Genomic DNA, 15,534 nt, shown 5'->3' with positions numbered 1-15,534 from the left:
ATTGCGCTTTAGTCGAGTAGGGAATCGACGAAGCTGGCGCTGTCGAAGGGGATGATGTCTTCGAGTTTTTCTCCGATGCCGGCGTAGATGACGGGGAGTTTGAGTTCGGTGGCGATGGCCAGGACAATGCCACCCTTTGCGGTGCCGTCTAGTTTCGTAAGGACGATGCCGGTGACGTGAGCGGCTTCGGTGAAGAGGCGGGCCTGGGTGAGGCCGTTCTGCCCTGTGGTGGCATCCATGACGAGGAGGGTCTGGTGTGGTGAGCCGGGAATCAGTTTTTCTGCGGTGCGGCGCATCTTGTCGAGCTCCTTCATGAGGTCGGTCTTGGTGTGGAGGCGGCCGGCGGTATCGACGATGAGGATCTGGGTGTTGCGGGCCTTGGCAGCGGCGCAGGCGTCGTAGAGGGCGGCTGATGGGTCGCCGCCTTGCTTGGTCTTGATGATCTGGACGTCGGAGCGTTGTGCCCAGACTTCTAGCTGTTCAATCGCAGCGGCGCGGAAGGTGTCGGCGGCGCATAGGAGAACGGTACGGCCCTGCGCGGTGAAGTGGGCCGCGAGCTTGCCGGTGGTGGTGGTCTTGCCGGTGCCGTTGACCCCGACCATCATGATGACCTCGGGCGGCGTGGTCGGGTGGGTGATGGGACGGGCCACATTGTCGAGGACCTGCTTGAGCTCGGCTTTAAGGAGGCGTTTAAGATCGTCGCCACCCTGGATGCCGACGCGGAGGGCTCGCTGGCGTAGGTTTTCCATGACGAGGGCGGTCGTGGGGGCGCCGAGATCGGCGGCGAGGAGGATGGGCTCGAGACCGACGAGGGTGGTCTCGTCGACTTCGCGGGTAAGTGCGATGACGGAGCTGATGGATTCGGAGAAGCTCTCGCGGGTGCGGGTGACCGCCTCCTTCATCCGGTCGAAGAAGCCGCGTTTTGGCTCCTGCGGCTCTACGGGGGAGGTGGTGGGCTGGTCGGGTTGTTGCTCGGGTTTGTCGCGTTTGCCGAAGAGGGAAAAAGCCATGCTGTAGTTAGTTTAGCAATCTCCGGCCGATGAGGCGGGCTTGTGTCTGTCAGGATTTGTTGGACGTGAGGGTGTTTTGGTAGACACGGAGGCGGACGCAGCAGGCTTGAAGTAGAGGAGCTTCGATCTGGTGGGCGTGGCCGTGGTCGAGCAGGTCGCCGAGGATGGTGTCGACTTCGACGGGTGCACCTTTTTGGAGGTCGCGGTACATCGACGAGGTGAACTTTGAGCCTTTCTCGGAGGCTAGTTTGCGGACAATTTCGAGATGAGGCAGCGGGGTAGGGAAGCCGCACGCCTTCGCGATCGCCGCGCATTCGTCTATGGCTTGGAGGGCGGTCTGCTTGCCATCGGAGACCGCGTTAATTTCGCCAACGGGACCGCCTAGCAGACAGGTCATGAGACCGAAGGAGGCGATCGTCACCCATTTGTCCCACATGGCCTGGGTAATGTTGGTGGAGAGTTCGGTAGCGAAGCCGGCGTTGCTCAGGGTTTCGTCGAGAGAGCGAATGCGAGGGGTAATCTCTCCGCTGCGTTCGCCGTAGATGACCTTATCCACGGGTGTGAGTTGAACGATGCGGCCTTGTTCGTCGAGATCGGTGGAGACAAAGGTGACTCCACCGAGGACGGCTTGTTCGCCGAAGCTGTGCACGAGTGTGCCTATGTGGCGCATGCCGTTCAGTGCGGTATAGATCATCGTCTCGGGGCCGACGGCGGGGGCCATGTCTTTGATGGCTTGGTCGAGGGCTTGGGCTTTGACGCTGAGGAAGATGATATCGTAGGGGCCGGTGATCTCGGTGCTCGTGATGGTCTGCGGTTTGAGGGTGAGGTCGCCGTGGGGGCTGATGATGCGGAGGCCGTCGCGTTGGAGTTGCTGGGCGCGAGCGGCCCTGACGAGAAAGGTGACGTCGCGGCCCGCCTGCGCGAGACGCGCTCCGAAGTAACCGCCTACTGCGCCGGCACCAACCACAAGAATCTTCATCTTGCTCCTTCGTGCTGTTTCATTTGGGAAATTGGGATCGGAGAAAAAGAGAGTTATCGGGTTCGTTCGTCAGGCGTGGATCGCTGTTGGAACAAGGCGGACCGGTCATGTTTGTTTGGATGCATAGCAGGACGATTGGATTGCGCGCCGATTCCAAATCCTGCTGTCGTGCGGGTCAGTTTGCCGGTGCAGGGGCGGCGGGGGTAGATGAGGGCGTGGGCTGGGCGGATGATGGCCAGAGAGAAGGGCGCACGAGGAGGAGGAGATACAGGAAGAGGATCGCGATAAGGACGAGGCCTCCGATGAAGATATGAGGGCGAAATCCTATATACGTTTTGTGTTGCGGGAGGTCCGGCGGAGGAATGTGTCCGTGTTCGTGCTCGTGATTATGCATGCGTATCAGCTTAGGCGTAAAACGGCGTGATTGGCTGCGCTCTTGAAAAAAAACTGCGGATTATTCGTCGCGGCCGGGGCGGGCCATGAGCTCGCGGATGGCCTCTTTGGGATTTTTGTTGTGATGGAGGATGGCGTCCATCTGCTCGGTGATCGGCATCTCGACGGCGTAGCGAGCGGCGAGACCGAGCGCAGCGGCGGTGCTGCCGACACCTTCTGCAACCTTGCCATTCAGGCTGGCAATGATTTCGGGGAGCTGACGGCCGAGGCCCAGTTCGATGCCGACGGTGCGGTTGCGAGAAAGCGAGCCGGTGCAGGTGAGAATGAGGTCGCCGGCGCCGGAGAGGCCGGCGAGGGTTTGTCGGCGTCCACCGCAGGCTACGGCGAGGCGTGTCATCTCGGCGATGCCGCGCGTGATGAGAGCAGCGGAGGAGTTGTGGCCGAGGTTGAGGCCGTTGGCGACGCCTGCGGCGAGAGCGATGACGTTTTTGAGCGAGCCGCCGAGTTCGACGCCGGGGACGTCCTCGTTGGTGTAGACGCGCAGGCTGGGCGAGGTGAAGTCGCGCTGGATGGTCTGGGCGACCTGCGGGAAGGTGGAGGCGACGACGACGGCGGTCGGCATGCCGGCTGCTACCTCCTGAGCGAAGGAGGGGCCGCTGAGGACGGCGAAGGGGTTGCTGGCGATAGAGGCGACGACCTGCGACATGCGGAGGAAGCTTGTCTCTTCGATGCCTTTGCTGGCACTGAGAATGATTTGGTTCCGCGTGAGCAGCGGGGCGATGTGTGTGAGGACGCCGCGCAGATGCTGTGATGGGGTGACGCAGAGGAGGATGTCGGCTTCGAAGATTGCGCGCGGGAGGTCTGAGGTGACGTGGATATCTACAGGCAGGGTGAAGCCGGGTAGGTAGCGAAGGTTTTCGCCCGCTTCACTGAGCTGCTCGGCGAGAGCGGCAGAGTGCGACCAGAGCAAGAGCTCGTGTCCGCCGCGACGGGCGAGAGACAGAGCAAGGGCTGTTCCCCACGCGCCTGCGCCCAGGACGGCGATGCGGCTCATGCTTCCGCCTTTTTCTTGCCGAAGCGGCTCTCTGTGCCGGCGATGAGGCGGCGAATGTTTTCGCGGTGCTTGATGATGACGAGAAGCGGAATGAAGAGCAGGCCGTCGATGACGATCGGGGATCGGTGGGGGATGAAGTAGAGGCCGAAGAGGGGGAAGGTTGCTGAGCCGATGATCGACGCGAGGGAGACGTAGCGGGTAAGAAGGACAACGACCAGGAAGACGCCAAAGGTGCAGGCTGCTGCCGCGGGACTGAGAGCCAGCATGACGCCGAGAGCGCTGGCGACCCCCTTGCCGCCACGGAAGCCGAGCCAGATGGGGAAGACGTGCCCGAGAATCGCTGCGACTGCGACGACGACGGCTAGGTCCCAGTCGCCGGGTGCAAGATGCTGGGCGATCTTGACGGCGAGGAAAGACTTGCCGGCGTCGAGAAGAAGAGTGGCGATGCCGAGGCCTTTGGCTCCGCTACGCGCTACGTTGGTGGCGCCGATGTTGCCGCTGCCGGTGGCGCGTATGTCTTCGTTGCGGAAGATCTTTACCAGGAGATAGCCGAAGGGGATGGAGCCGAGAAGATAGGCAAGCGGAATGGAGAGGAGCCAAGGGTTCATTGTCGTCCGAATGAGTCTACCAAGTGCGGAGGGGCGGTGGCTTCGGGTGGTTTCTGCTAGAGGATGTGGTGGCGTATTAGTTCGAGGGCGTGCTGGCTTGCCCACAGGCGGATCATCTCGCGGTCGCCGCGGAGGTGGAGTTCTTTGACCTGGGTGGTTTGGGCGTTGGCGAGCGCGACGTAGACCAGGCCGATGGGCTTTTCAGCATCGGGGCCGGGAGCGCCGGGGCCGGGGCCGGCGATGCAGGTGATCGAGATCCCGAGCGAGGCTCCGGTGCGTGTGCGGATGCCTTCGGCGAGGGCGCGTGCTACTTCGTGTGAGACAGGGCCCTTGGTTGCGACGAGTTCTGGGGGGACGTCGGCGAAGATGGTCTTGAGCGCGTCGCTGTAGACGACTGCGCCGCCGAGAAAATAACGCGAGCTACCGGGGATGGCGGTGAGGCGCTGGGCGAGGAGACCGCCGGTGCAACTTTCGGCTGTGGCGAGAGTGAGGTCGCGGAGGCCGAGATTGAGCAGGACTACCTCTTCGAGGGATTCGCCGTGGGAGGAGAAGATGGAGTCTTCCATCTCTGCTTCGATCTTTTCGGTGAGCTCGTCGACGCGTTGCTGAGCTTCGGCGAGGGTGGGCTTTGCACACAGGAAGTGGAGTTGGATCTCGCCTCCGCCGGCGAGGATGGTGGTCTCGACGTCGGGGTATTGGGTGTAGATGGGGGCGGTGCGGGAGTCTACGTGCGACTCGGGGATCAGGGCCATGCGAAGGAGACGTTTGGCGAGGTGGCGCGGGGGGAGAGCAGCGGCGAGGCGTGGCTTGACCTCGGCGTCGAAGAGGGGTTTCAGCTCCCTTGGCGGGCCGGGAAGGAGGATGACGATCTTGCGAATGTGGTTGCCGGCTGCGTCGAGGATGGTGGTGTCGAGAAGCTGGCCAGGGGCGCTGCCGTTGGGGTTGTTGAGGATGGTGGCGCCGTCGAGCACGTCGGCTTGCTTGGCGTTGTTGGGGGGCATCACCATCTGACGCGCGGCGAAGCGCTTGTAGAGGTCGGTGAGAATGGCAGGGTTGGAATGCAGCTCGAGGTTAAGCGCGGCGGCGGCGGCTTCGCGGGTGAGATCGTCTTCGGTGGGGCCCAGGCCGCCGGAGAAGATGACGATGTCGGCGCGGGCGATAGCGATGGAGGCGGCGCTGGTGAGGTGCGCGAAGTTGTCGCCAACGATGGATTTGAAGGCGACCTGTACGCCGAGGTCGTTGAGGCCGTCAGTGAGGTAGAGGGAGTTGGTGTCCTGACGGAAGGGCGTGAGCATCTCGGAACCGACAGCGATGATTTCAGCGATCATGTGGGATGGTGAGCTTTCTACGCCGTGAATGGCTTTTGTGATGATGATATCCGTTGCGGGACGGTTTCGTAGAAGCTCGGTCGCTTAGCACCTGACTAATGGTCAAGAAAGGCGTTTGCTTTGGATGAAGGTGTCGGGCGTTCCGTCGGCGGGGTTTACGAAGTGAACGTCGCTGGGATCGCGGCGTGGAGTGTCAACGGCGAGGACGACGAAGGGTTCTTCGAGAATCTGGGGAGTGCCGTGAATGGTGCCCTGCTTGAAGAAGATCAGTTGTCCGGGGCCGGCCTCGAAAGGCGGAGCTTCGCCGAGGAAAAACGTTGCGCGGCCAGAGAGTACGACGAGATATTCGTCGCAGGTGGCGTGATAGTGCGCCCCAACTGGATGGTAGACGCGAAAGACGCGGGAGCTGGCGTGAAGCTCGTCGGTCAGGCGAGTGTCGATCAGCATGGTGCTGGCGCTGTCTGGAAAACCTTCGGCGATCTTCTGAAGATTGAAGACGCCAGTGTTAGCGGAGGAAGCATCGTGCTTCGGCATAAGTACCTCTGCGAATTAGATGACGCAGACGGCCTGAAGCAGCAAGGATTTAACTTGCGGTGAGGTTGTTCTGCGGCTGGTGTCCGTTGAGTTTTGCCAGCGCGCCCGGGCCTCCCTGGATGGGCAGGAAGATCGAGAAGACGGTGCCGCACTTTGGCAAATTGCGGGAGCGGACGCGGAGCCTGCCGCCGTGCTTTTCGACGAGTTCGCGGGAGACCCAGAGACCCAGGCCGGTGCCGGTATCTTTTTTTGTCGTGAAGAAGGGTTCGAAGATGCTGTCGATGTGCTCGGGAGCGATACCAAGACCAGTGTCGGCAACGGTGATGCGCACGCCCAGTCGCGTGGGATCGCGTGGATCGGTGGCGGAGTTTGCCTCGAGGCGGATGGTGTCTCCCTTTGAGCAGGCGTCGAGACCGTTGGCGAGGAGATTGGAGAGGACCTGACGAAGCTCGCCTGCGGCGCCAAGGACCTCGCGCTCGGTGGTGGTGTTGACGAGGAGGGTTACACCAAGCACCGCGGCGCGGCCGGCGTAGAAGTCGCTGACTTCATGGACGACGGCTGCAGGACTGAAGTGGGTGGCGATCGAAGTCTCGCGATAGAAGCCAAGTGACTGTCGGGTGATGTGAGCGATGCGGTTAAGCTCATTTTCAGCCTGGAACAGAAGATGCCGAATCTCGTTGAGCTCGTCGGATCGGCGGGCGATGTAGACGAGGTTCGTGAGTCCTTCGAGAGGATTGTTGACCTCGTGTGCGACTGAGGCGGCGAGACGACCGGCTGCGGCAAGCTTTTCGGCACGCATGAGCGCACCCTCAGACATGCGGCGCTCGGTGATGTCACGGAAGACGAGGACGACGCCGATCATCTTGCCGGAGCTGTCGCGGATGGGCGCGCCACTGTCATCGATGCAGATTTCAGTGCCGTTCTTGGAGACGAGGAAAGTGTGGTTGGCCAGGCCGACGACGGTGCCGAGGCGTCGCACCTTGTCGACGGGATTTTCAACGGCTGCACGCGTGTCTTCGTTGAAGATAGGGAAGACCTCGTGCAGGGAACGCGCGTGGGCCTCGCTTTCCTTCCAGCCGGTGAGCTTCTCGGCGATGAAATTCATGAAGACGATGTTGCCGTCAGTGTCGCAGGCGATGACGGCGTCTCCTATACTTCGAATCGTGGTGTTCAACCACTGCTCTCTCGCGTAGGATTCGTCGACGCGTTGTCTTATCTCTCTGATCTGTTGGTTGAACGCAGAGGTGAGGATGCGGAAGATTCTCCGTATCTCCCATGCGAGTAGACCTGCGATGAGTGCGACGGCGAGGACGAGAATAATTCGCGCGTTTCGGTTGACGAGAATATTTTCGGCAGATCGTACGGCGCGCCGCCCCGTCACGATGTTCTGAAAGTCATCCATCTGGGCGCGGAGAATGTCCATATCCTGCTTGCGCTGGAGAAGATGCTGCTCGAGCGTCGCAGTGTCCTGAGGAAAGGCATCGATCTCGTGGTAAGCCTCCAGCTCCCATTGCTTATGACTTTGCTGAAGGTGACGCAATCGTTCGACCAGCTCAGGACGGTGAACCAGATTGAAGAGGGTATCGAACTCGGGTTCGATTTGTAGATCTGCGGAGTGGAGAGGCTCCAGAAAGACGGGGTTGCGGGTGAGGAGAAATCCGCGCAGGCCGGTCTCTTCATCGAGGATCAGTTTGGTGAGCCGGTTTACATGAAGAAGGACAACGTCCGCCCGGTCGACCGCGCTTGCACTTTCTTCGACACGTTGCAGACCGTATCCAAGGATCAGAGCGAGGAAGGCAAGTGCTGCAACGGGTAGAGCGAAGAGTCTAAATAAGAGCCTGTTGTAAAGCCGCGATTCCAAAGTATTTTTCCTCACACGTGAGGCTGTACATCCAGATCAGTTTAAGAGCAATGCGTTCTGCCTACTTTAGATCTTACGTAATGCACGGGCAATCTGGCGACGGAGATCGGTCGCCAGATTGCATGGGACTCAACGGTCGAAACAAAATTTTCAGCTTCGGTCGGTTGCATGACATATCTATATGAGGCGTCGGCCTTCAATGTCCAGGGCGACGTGGTAGAGGGCGTCTCGGGTGGCGAGTGCGGCGTTACCATCTTCAAGGAAGGCGAGGCCTACGACGTTACTGCCGGAGACGACGAGCGTCGCCTGATGATGGCGGTCGATGCGGATGATGCCGCGCTGGCCGTGGAGGCTGGCGGCGACGTAGAGGTTATCGTCCACGTCGAAGGCGATGCCCTGGGCGCGGCCAAGCCCCTGATAGAAGACGGTCGCATTGCCGTCGCGGTCGATGGCGTGAATGACCTGATTGGAGGAGGTGGTGGGGCCGGTGACGAAGAGTGTTCCGGCGTCGTTGAAGGCGAGGTGGTACGCGGCTATGCTGGGTTCGAGCGTGGCGTAGACGAAGATTTCGCCGCTGGTGCCGTCGGTGTTCCCGCGGCTGATCTTAAAAATGGTGCCGGAGCGGTCCCCGACGTAGAGGTTGCCGTCGCCGTCGAAGGCGATGCCGGTGGCGATACCCATACCCTCGGCGTAGGTGGAGACGGCGCCGTCGGGGGAGATGCGGTAGACGGTGCCCTCGGCGCGGGAGCTGGCGTAGAGGTAGCCGTCGGGGCCGAAGGCGATGCCGGTGACGTTCATCACATCGCGGACGAAGGGACGGACCTGGAAGTCGCGCTGGATTTGGAAGATGGAAACCGGCACGGCCTGGCCGCGGGCGCCGGAGACGGTAGCGTAGACGTTGCCGTCGGTGTCGACCGCCGGGTTGGCGACGGGATGAAGATTCTCCGCCATAGGCACCGCGATCCTCACGTTGAGCGGATTGCTGGCCTGTCCGCTGCGATGCAGGATCAGGTCGCCGGTGATGGTGCCTTCAGGGACGCGGACGGTGGCGCGAGTGGGGCGGCTGAGGAGCAGCGGAGCGGAGATGTCGCCGATGGTCGCTCGCGGGACGAAGGTGCCGCGAGGTTCGAGATGTGCGCCGTGGACGTCGATCTCCCCGCCGGGCATGGCCGCAAGGGGAGTGACGCGGTCGAGATGCGGCGCTGGTGCGTCGGGCTTGTCGGGCGTCAGAAACGAGCGGAGTGTGGTCATGGTCCTGAAGCTAGCGTAGACGGCTGCGGTAGGGAGCGCAACTGTCGTCTGCGGGGAAGGGCGTTAGAAGCGCAGATGGATCAGTTGTGCGACGGCGAGTGCGTATATGCCAGCGCCTACGTCATCGAGCATGATGCCGGTGCCGCCGTGGAGGCGCTCGAGTTGGCGGACTGGAGGCGGCTTGAGGATATCGAAGAAACGGAAGAGCAGGAGTGAGAGCGCAGCGTGCTGCCAGTCGGCGGGGATGGCGATGAGCGCGATGAGCTGGCCCGCGACTTCATCGATGACGACGTGACCGGGATCTTCACGGCCGGACTCGTTTGCGACGATTGTGGCGGCAGGGATGCCGATGAGCGTGGCGAAGATTGCGGCGACAGCTGTGCCGATGGCGAGTGCTGCGGGCGCTGGGTGCAGAATGTGCGCGGCAGCGTACCAGAGGAGGACTGCAGAGATGCTGCCGTAGGTGCCGGGGCCTGGCTTCAGTAGGCCTGCTCCGAAGAAAGTTCCGATGAGCCACGCCCAGAGGGTCTTTTTTTCTGCAGGGGGATGAATCTGGACGTTGGAGTTCGCCACTAGTTCACGTCGTCGTCGTTCTGGCGATTGTGTTTGTTCGAGCGCGCGAGTTCTTCGAGGAGATCGGGATCCTGGATGGGCGAGGAGATCTTGTAGTCACCGCTGGCCCACTTGCCGAGGTCGATGCGGCGGCAGCGGTCGGAGCAGAAAGGGAAGTCTTCGCCAGTGGCGAGGACGATGTTGCGGCAGGTAGGACAGCGGAGAGTTTTGATCTTGGTCATGAAGGCTTCTTAGGTCGGGATTCTGTGCAGATTCAGTTTGGCGCAAAGTGAACGACATATTCAAGACGCCAGTTTCAGGTCGCGCCGACTCTACTCGACAAATTAGATGTTTTGAGATCGGTTTGGATGCGGTTCATCACAGACTCTATCTCGCCAGAAGGTCCACGTTTTCAATATCCATCTGGTGATAGAGCTTGGCCTGAAGACGAAGAGCCAGCTCCCGTTCGACCTCGACCGTCAGGTTAATTCTGACCCGGTTGTCGAGCAGAGCAAGTTCGAGCGAACGTATGACAAGCGATTGCTGGTCGAAGAGCTGGACCAGTCTCATGAGTACCCGTGGTCTTGAGGCGGCGGTGATTTGATATGTCCACTTCATGGTTGATCCTTTGGGTTGCTGGACGGGTCTACGGGAAAAGAGAAAAGCCGCCAGAGCTTTCGCTGTGGCGGCTTCGAATTTCAGAGAAGAGTCTGAAGTTTACGGTGGGCCACTCGCGATCATGGGCGAGGTAATAACGGAAATCGATAGAATGCAGCAGGCAAGACGATGCAGAGGCAGGGTGCCTTGATGGGTGGAGCGCCGTAGCTGCAGAGTGGAAGTCACCGTATCCATCTTATACGAACTGGCTACGATCAGCCGACGAGATTTATTCGAGGATGCGGGCGACGACGTCGTAGTCGTGGGACTCGGTGATCTCCGCGCGGTAGAAGGTTCCGGGAACAAGCGTCTCGTGTGGGCCGAAGTCGTTGATGAAGACCTTGCCGTCGATCTCGGGCGCGTGGAGCGAGGTGCGGCCTTCCCAGAGGAGTTCGGTCTCTTCCGATTCGCCTTCGACAAGGAGGTCGATCTCGCGGCCTACCCATTCGGCTTTGGCCTTAGTGCTGATCTTTTGCTGGAGCTTCATCAGCTTGCGACGGCGGGCCTGGATGGTGCGGTTGGGGACCTTGGTGTCATCGGCTAGGTTGAACGCCGCTGCGCCCTCTTCGTCGGAGTAAGTGAAGACGCCAAGCCAGTCGATCTTCGCGGCGGTGATGAAGGCTTCGAGCTCTTTGTAGTCGGCTTCGGTTTCGCCAGGGAAACCGACGATGAAGCTAGTGCGGACGACGATGCCGGGGACGATGCGGCGCGCCTTGGCGATCAGGTCGAGGAAGATCTGCGCGTTGCCGCCGCGCTTCATCGTTTTGAGCACGCTGGCGCTGGCGTGTTGCAGCGGTACGTCGAGATATTTTGCGATGGTGTCGTGCTTGGCCATCGTCTCGAGCAGACGCGTGGTGACCTTGTTGGGATAGGTGTAGAGGAAGCGCAGCCAGCGCAGACCAGGGAGCACGGCGAGTGCATCGAGTAGCGTGGCGAGGCCGTCGGTGAAGCCGAGGTCTTCGCCGTAGCAGGTAGTGTCCTGGCCGATGAGTGTGATCTCGCGAACGCCCTGTTTGATGAGGTTTTCGGCTTCGGCGATGATCGACGACATGCGGCGTGAGCGGAACTTGCCGCGAAGCTGCGGGATGATGCAGAAGCTGCAAGGGTGATCGCAGCCCTCGGCGATCTTGATGTAGGCTGACGCTCGCGGCGTGGTGAGGATGCGCGGGGTGGCGTCGTTGTAGAGATACTCGGGGAGAGCGGCTGTGGCACCGCCCCATGACTCGCGGGAGAAGCGGCCCTGTTGCTGGCGGAGGTCGCCTTCGGGGCGGCTGGTGTTGCCTGCATCGATGCCGATGGGGAGATGGGCGATGTGGTCGCCGGTGTGATTCAGCGGCTCGTCACCGTGGGTTGTGCCGGTCTCGGCGAGCGACTGCACGATGCGGAGTTGCGGGGCGATCTCGCGGTCGTGTTCGGGATCTGCGAGCGGGCGCGAGTGCTGCGAGACGGCGCTGGGTGCGCGGTCGATCAACTGCTGGGCGCTGGCCGATTCGAGGTACGCGACTTCGCCGTCGGTCTGTGCCATGCCGATGGCGTGGGTGTGGATCGTCGCTTCTGGTGTGCCCTGCGGAAGGATGTTGAAGGGCGAGTCGCTCTGCGCATGACCACTGGGAGTGAGCCCCGCTGCTGCGAGGATTGCCTCGAGCTCGCCTGTGCCGACGACCGCGTCGACTTCAGGGATATTCTTCTGGATCTCGTCGCGGTAGCGTTCGACGAGGCACCCGGCGACGACGATGCGTTGGGCTTTGCCGCCGAACTGCTTCTTGTGCTGAACCATCTCGAGGATGGTGTTGACCGACTCCTGCTTGGCCGAGTCGATGAAGCTGCAGGTGTTGATGACAATGATCTCCGCGTCTTCGGCGCGGGGTGTCAGCTCGGCTCCGTTGTGATGGAGCATGCCCATCATGACCTCTGAGTCGACGAGGTTTTTGGGGCAGCCGAGCGATACGAAACCTACTTTTGGACGAGTCCTGGCAGGAGTTTCTACATTTACATCATCGAGAATGGCGGGTGGAGTCACAGACTCCTATTCTATCAATTTTATGGGCAAAACCCGACCCGACCAGACACAAACCCTTGCAATTCAAGCTCTCGAAGAGATCGACCTGGTCGATTCCAATCTATCTTTGGGTTGGTGCCGCTTCGGGTGTCTGCTGTGTAGCAGGCAGCGCAGGGGGATTTTCGTCGACGATTTTATAGTTGGTGGGTATCGCAAAGACCGACGCGGCGGGCTCGTGGCGTTCAACATTGCTGACGGCGACGAGTTGTTCGCCGGTGCGCGGATCGTTGTGTTTGATGATCATGTAGATGGAGAGATCGGGCGAGTACCAATATTCGTCGACAATGGCGATCTCTTTTCCTGTTCCGCTCATTCCCGCGGGAATGATGTGGGTTTTACGGATGCCAGTGAGGATAAGACCGTCAAGAGGCTGCGTGCCGATGTTCTCTTGTTTGAAGTAAGGATTGTTTGGTGGCGTACGGGTCGGCACCGTGTTCGGCGGTGCGGCAGGTGGCCCGTCGTAGATACTTTCGCGGGCGATGCGCTGAAAAGGGTTGTAGAAGATATTCAGGCGGCTCGAAGGATCGTAGATGTGTGCGGAGAGAAGCTCTGGTTCGCCTTTGAAATTTGCGGGAACGAGCTCGCGGCGCTCGTTATAGATGCGTCCCGAAGAGGAGCGCGCGACATGTGCGATGGTCGTGCTGATATTTACCGAGCCGTCGGGCAAGTTCTCGTGGGAGAGGATATCGACAGTGGCGCTGAAGGGTGCGTTCGGGACGGGAGTAACGAAGATGCCCGGGACAATGATCTGGACCCCACGATAGTCACGGGGCATCTGTTGCTGGTTCTGCGCGAAGGATAGTGTGGCGAAGAGGAAAGAGAATGCAGCAGGGCAGGAATGGAAGAAGCTCATGAGAAACCTCCCGACGACGAAAAGGATAACGCAAATGGTATGGATGGACAGGTGAATTTTGAGGTAAGTGGCACATTCCTGCAGTTCATATTGATTTGGCCTGTTCTCAATGACTGAGAGCAATAGTTGCCGCAAAGTCGGCTTTTGATAACGCCCTTTCTTCAAAGAAAAAGCCCGCTCTTATGAGCGGGCTTTCACGCATCGCAGCGCCTATGACTTCAGCGCAGACTCGATCGCCGAGATCACCTGTGGCGAATCCGGCGTTACGTCCGGCTCAAAGCGAGCGATCGGCTGTCCGTTGCGCGCGATGAGGAACTTGGTGAAGTTCCACTTGATCTCGCCGCCCACGTTAGGCGCCGAAGTGAGGTATTGGTAGAGTGGCGTCTTATCGTCGCCCTTTACCGAGACCTTCGCCATCATCGGAAACTTCACGTGAAACTTGGCATTGCAGAACTCTCGGATCTCGGCATTGGTGCCGGACTCCTGGTTGCCGAAGTTGTTCGCGGGCACGCCAACGATCACCAGGCCCTTGTCCTTGTATTTCTCGTAGACGGCCTCGAGCGCGGTGTACTGCGGCGTAAATCCGCAGGCGCTGGCAACGTTGACCACCAGCAGGACTTTGCCCTTGTAGGCACCAAGCGTGGTGGGGTCACCATCGATGGTGCTCAGCTTGAAATGGTAGGCAGGCGCGCCGGCATCGGACATGGCCACGCCGCTGAGGAACAAGAACATCAGCATCAGGTAGATCTTTCGCATTGGCGACTCCAGAAATAGTTATGTGCCCAGTGTAACTGTGCGACTTATTCGCGCGCTCATCTCTGGCGCGGGCAATCCGGAGATGGTAGTCCGGTTTGCCCGTCGAGAGTTTTTAGGCAAGACCGTTGCGGGCGATCACCTCGTGATAGAAGTGAGCACTCATCTTCGGCGTGCGCTTCTGCGTGGCGAAGTCGACATAGTGGATGCCGAAGCGATAGGCGTAGCCGTCAGCCCACTCGAAGTTGTCCATCAGGCTCCAGAGGAAGTAGCCGCGGACGGGAACGCCCTCGGAGACTCCGCGATGAAGCTGCGTGAGGTAATTGCGAAGGTACATCACGCGGTCGGAGTCGTAGACGTGACCATCCGGTGTGAGGACATCGGTCGAGGAGGCGCCGTTTTCGGTGATGTAGATCTCTTTGACGTTCCATAGCTGCGCGGTGAGCTTCGGTCCCCAGTAGAGCGCCTCGGGACCAACATGCAGCCAGGGGCTCATCATGTGTGGATAGGACTCTGGCGAAGGGATGCGCGCGAAGCCGGCAGGGGAGTCGTCGGCGCGGATGTACGTGGCGGTGTAGATGTTGAGGCCGACGAAGTCGACGGGTGTGCCGATGGCCTTCATGTCGGCATCGGTGAACTTCGGCGCGTCGGCACCGGCGTGAGCGAGGTACGCGTCGGTGTAGCGACCCTCCATGATGACGGTGAGATAGCCTGCGTTGACCTCGCGCATAGCCTTAGCAGTGGCAGCGATGTGCTCAGGTGTTTCGATGATGGGGACGCAGGCGCTCGCGTTTTCGGCAAGCCCAACTTTTGTGCCGGGTTTGGCGTGTGCACGGATGGCCTGGACTCCGAGGCCGTGAGCGAGTACTGCGTGGTGTCGAACCTGGTTGACCCCAGCAGGTGGGAGCTTGAGGCCCGGAGCGTGGCGTTCTGTGGCGTATCCGCTGACAAAGGAGCTCATCTCGTTCAGCGTCATGAAGTACTTGACGCGGTCTGAGAGGTGTTCGGCGACGTACCCTGCGTAGTTGGCAAACGCAACCGAGGTGTCGCGCGACTGCCAGCCGCCTTTGTCTTCAAGCGCCTGCGGGAGATCCCAGTGATAGAGCGTGCAGTAGGGTTGAATGTCGGCTGCAAGCAGTTCGTCGACGAGGCGGTTGTAAAAGTCGAGGCCCTTCGGATTGGGCGTGCCCGTGCCCACCGGGAAGACGCGCGGCCACGCAACGGAGAAGCGGTAAGTTTTGAGGCCGAGTGCCTTCATCAACTGCACGTCTTCTTTATAGCGATGGTAGTGATCGTTGGCGACGTCGCCGGTGTCTCCGTTTTTGATCTTCCCCGGAATGTGCGAGAAAGTGTCCCAGATTGACGGCCCGCGGCCATCTTCGTGCACGGCGCCTTCGACCTGATAAGACGCGGTCGCGGAACCCCAGAGGAAGCCTTGCGGAAAAGATCGTGCAGTCGGTGTGGAGGGAGTTACTCTCCCGGAGGCTGGTGTTGCGATGGTTGTCAGTGCTGTGGGGGCGAGTGCGGCGGATCCAAGAAGACGAGCGAAAGTGCGGCGGCTAAATCGATTGAACAAAAGATACCCCTCGTAAGACAACAGGAAGTGTAGACGGTTCAACCATCAACTGACAACGACCAGCAA

General features: G+C 60.4%; 16 protein-coding genes. All 16 read right to left on the bottom strand.

Annotated features, from left to right (window positions below; genetic code table 11):
* Positions 1-8: 8 nt before the first annotated feature.
* Positions 9-1,010, bottom strand: coding sequence for a signal recognition particle-docking protein FtsY (gene ftsY, locus RBB77_RS17840; RefSeq protein ID WP_353063088.1), 1,002 nt, complete (start codon positions 1,008-1,010; stop codon positions 9-11).
* 49 nt (positions 1,011-1,059) lie between these two features.
* Entirely contained in the window at positions 1,060-1,989 is a 930-nt protein-coding gene (locus tag RBB77_RS17835) for a ketopantoate reductase family protein (RefSeq protein ID WP_353063087.1), read from the bottom strand.
* Between the two features lie 175 nt (positions 1,990-2,164).
* Entirely contained in the window at positions 2,165-2,383 is a 219-nt protein-coding gene (locus RBB77_RS17830) for a hypothetical protein (protein ID WP_353063086.1), read from the bottom strand.
* Positions 2,384-2,443: 60 nt separating this feature from the next.
* Positions 2,444-3,436 (bottom strand): NAD(P)H-dependent glycerol-3-phosphate dehydrogenase, encoded by a 993-nt coding sequence (locus RBB77_RS17825; RefSeq protein WP_353063085.1) that lies wholly within the window; start codon positions 3,434-3,436, stop codon positions 2,444-2,446.
* Positions 3,433-4,044, bottom strand: a complete 612-nt coding sequence (gene plsY, locus RBB77_RS17820; protein ID WP_353063084.1) for a glycerol-3-phosphate 1-O-acyltransferase PlsY — start codon at positions 4,042-4,044, stop codon at positions 3,433-3,435. Before plsY ends, RBB77_RS17825 begins: the two co-directional genes overlap by 4 nt.
* A gap of 56 nt (positions 4,045-4,100) precedes the next feature.
* Positions 4,101-5,372, bottom strand: coding sequence for a competence/damage-inducible protein A (locus RBB77_RS17815; protein ID WP_353063083.1), 1,272 nt, complete (start codon positions 5,370-5,372; stop codon positions 4,101-4,103).
* 102 nt (positions 5,373-5,474) lie between these two features.
* Entirely contained in the window at positions 5,475-5,906 is a 432-nt protein-coding gene (locus tag RBB77_RS17810) for a cupin domain-containing protein (protein WP_353063082.1), read from the bottom strand.
* A gap of 49 nt (positions 5,907-5,955) precedes the next feature.
* Positions 5,956-7,767 carry an ATP-binding protein gene (locus RBB77_RS17805; RefSeq protein ID WP_353063081.1) on the bottom strand — a complete coding sequence of 604 codons (1,812 nt, stop codon included), beginning with the start codon at positions 7,765-7,767 and terminating at the stop codon, positions 5,956-5,958.
* 177 nt (positions 7,768-7,944) lie between these two features.
* Complete coding sequence (locus RBB77_RS17800) at positions 7,945-9,018, bottom strand: gluconolaconase (protein WP_353063080.1); 1,074 nt, start codon at positions 9,016-9,018, stop codon at positions 7,945-7,947.
* Positions 9,019-9,081: 63 nt separating this feature from the next.
* On the bottom strand, positions 9,082-9,591 hold the full coding sequence (locus RBB77_RS17795) for a phosphatidylglycerophosphatase A family protein (protein WP_353063079.1): 510 nt from the start codon (positions 9,589-9,591) through the stop codon (positions 9,082-9,084).
* On the bottom strand, positions 9,591-9,812 hold the full coding sequence (locus tag RBB77_RS17790; protein ID WP_353063078.1) for a DNA gyrase inhibitor YacG: 222 nt from the start codon (positions 9,810-9,812) through the stop codon (positions 9,591-9,593). Before RBB77_RS17790 ends, RBB77_RS17795 begins: the two co-directional genes overlap by 1 nt.
* A gap of 145 nt (positions 9,813-9,957) precedes the next feature.
* Positions 9,958-10,188 carry a hypothetical protein gene (locus tag RBB77_RS17785; RefSeq protein ID WP_353063077.1) on the bottom strand — a complete coding sequence of 77 codons (231 nt, stop codon included), beginning with the start codon at positions 10,186-10,188 and terminating at the stop codon, positions 9,958-9,960.
* A 268-nt stretch (positions 10,189-10,456) separates the two neighbouring features.
* Positions 10,457-12,247, bottom strand: coding sequence for a 30S ribosomal protein S12 methylthiotransferase RimO (gene rimO, locus RBB77_RS17780; protein ID WP_353063076.1), 1,791 nt, complete (start codon positions 12,245-12,247; stop codon positions 10,457-10,459).
* A 100-nt stretch (positions 12,248-12,347) separates the two neighbouring features.
* Positions 12,348-13,139 carry a hypothetical protein gene (locus RBB77_RS17775; RefSeq protein ID WP_353063075.1) on the bottom strand — a complete coding sequence of 264 codons (792 nt, stop codon included), beginning with the start codon at positions 13,137-13,139 and terminating at the stop codon, positions 12,348-12,350.
* 210 nt (positions 13,140-13,349) lie between these two features.
* Entirely contained in the window at positions 13,350-13,895 is a 546-nt protein-coding gene (locus RBB77_RS17770; RefSeq protein WP_434557071.1) for a glutathione peroxidase, read from the bottom strand.
* A gap of 112 nt (positions 13,896-14,007) precedes the next feature.
* Entirely contained in the window at positions 14,008-15,468 is a 1,461-nt protein-coding gene (locus RBB77_RS17765; RefSeq protein WP_353063074.1) for a GH1 family beta-glucosidase, read from the bottom strand.
* Positions 15,469-15,534: the final 66 nt, after the last annotated feature.

The sequence above is a fragment of the Tunturibacter psychrotolerans genome, from assembly GCF_040359615.1.
In the GTDB taxonomy this organism is placed as follows: domain Bacteria; phylum Acidobacteriota; class Terriglobia; order Terriglobales; family Acidobacteriaceae; genus Edaphobacter; species Edaphobacter psychrotolerans.
The sequence above is the reverse complement of the archived record's forward strand: the minus strand, read 5'-3'. Positions and strand labels throughout refer to the sequence as shown.

Coding starts and splice junctions, on each gene's coding strand:
- RBB77_RS17810 (WP_353063082.1), bottom strand. CDS start 5,906: ATGCCGAAGCACGATGCTTCCTCCGCTAACACTGGCGTCTTCAATCTT.
- RBB77_RS17770 (WP_434557071.1), bottom strand. CDS start 13,895: ATGCGAAAGATCTACCTGATGCTGATGTTCTTGTTCCTCAGCGGCGTG.
- RBB77_RS17800 (WP_353063080.1), bottom strand. CDS start 9,018: ATGACCACACTCCGCTCGTTTCTGACGCCCGACAAGCCCGACGCACCA.
- RBB77_RS17785 (WP_353063077.1), bottom strand. CDS start 10,188: ATGAAGTGGACATATCAAATCACCGCCGCCTCAAGACCACGGGTACTC.
- plsY (WP_353063084.1), bottom strand. CDS start 4,044: ATGAACCCTTGGCTCCTCTCCATTCCGCTTGCCTATCTTCTCGGCTCC.
- RBB77_RS17775 (WP_353063075.1), bottom strand. CDS start 13,139: ATGAGCTTCTTCCATTCCTGCCCTGCTGCATTCTCTTTCCTCTTCGCC.
- RBB77_RS17790 (WP_353063078.1), bottom strand. CDS start 9,812: ATGACCAAGATCAAAACTCTCCGCTGTCCTACCTGCCGCAACATCGTC.
- RBB77_RS17835 (WP_353063087.1), bottom strand. CDS start 1,989: ATGAAGATTCTTGTGGTTGGTGCCGGCGCAGTAGGCGGTTACTTCGGA.
- ftsY (WP_353063088.1), bottom strand. CDS start 1,010: ATGGCTTTTTCCCTCTTCGGCAAACGCGACAAACCCGAGCAACAACCC.
- RBB77_RS17825 (WP_353063085.1), bottom strand. CDS start 3,436: ATGAGCCGCATCGCCGTCCTGGGCGCAGGCGCGTGGGGAACAGCCCTT.
- RBB77_RS17815 (WP_353063083.1), bottom strand. CDS start 5,372: ATGATCGCTGAAATCATCGCTGTCGGTTCCGAGATGCTCACGCCCTTC.
- RBB77_RS17830 (WP_353063086.1), bottom strand. CDS start 2,383: ATGCATAATCACGAGCACGAACACGGACACATTCCTCCGCCGGACCTC.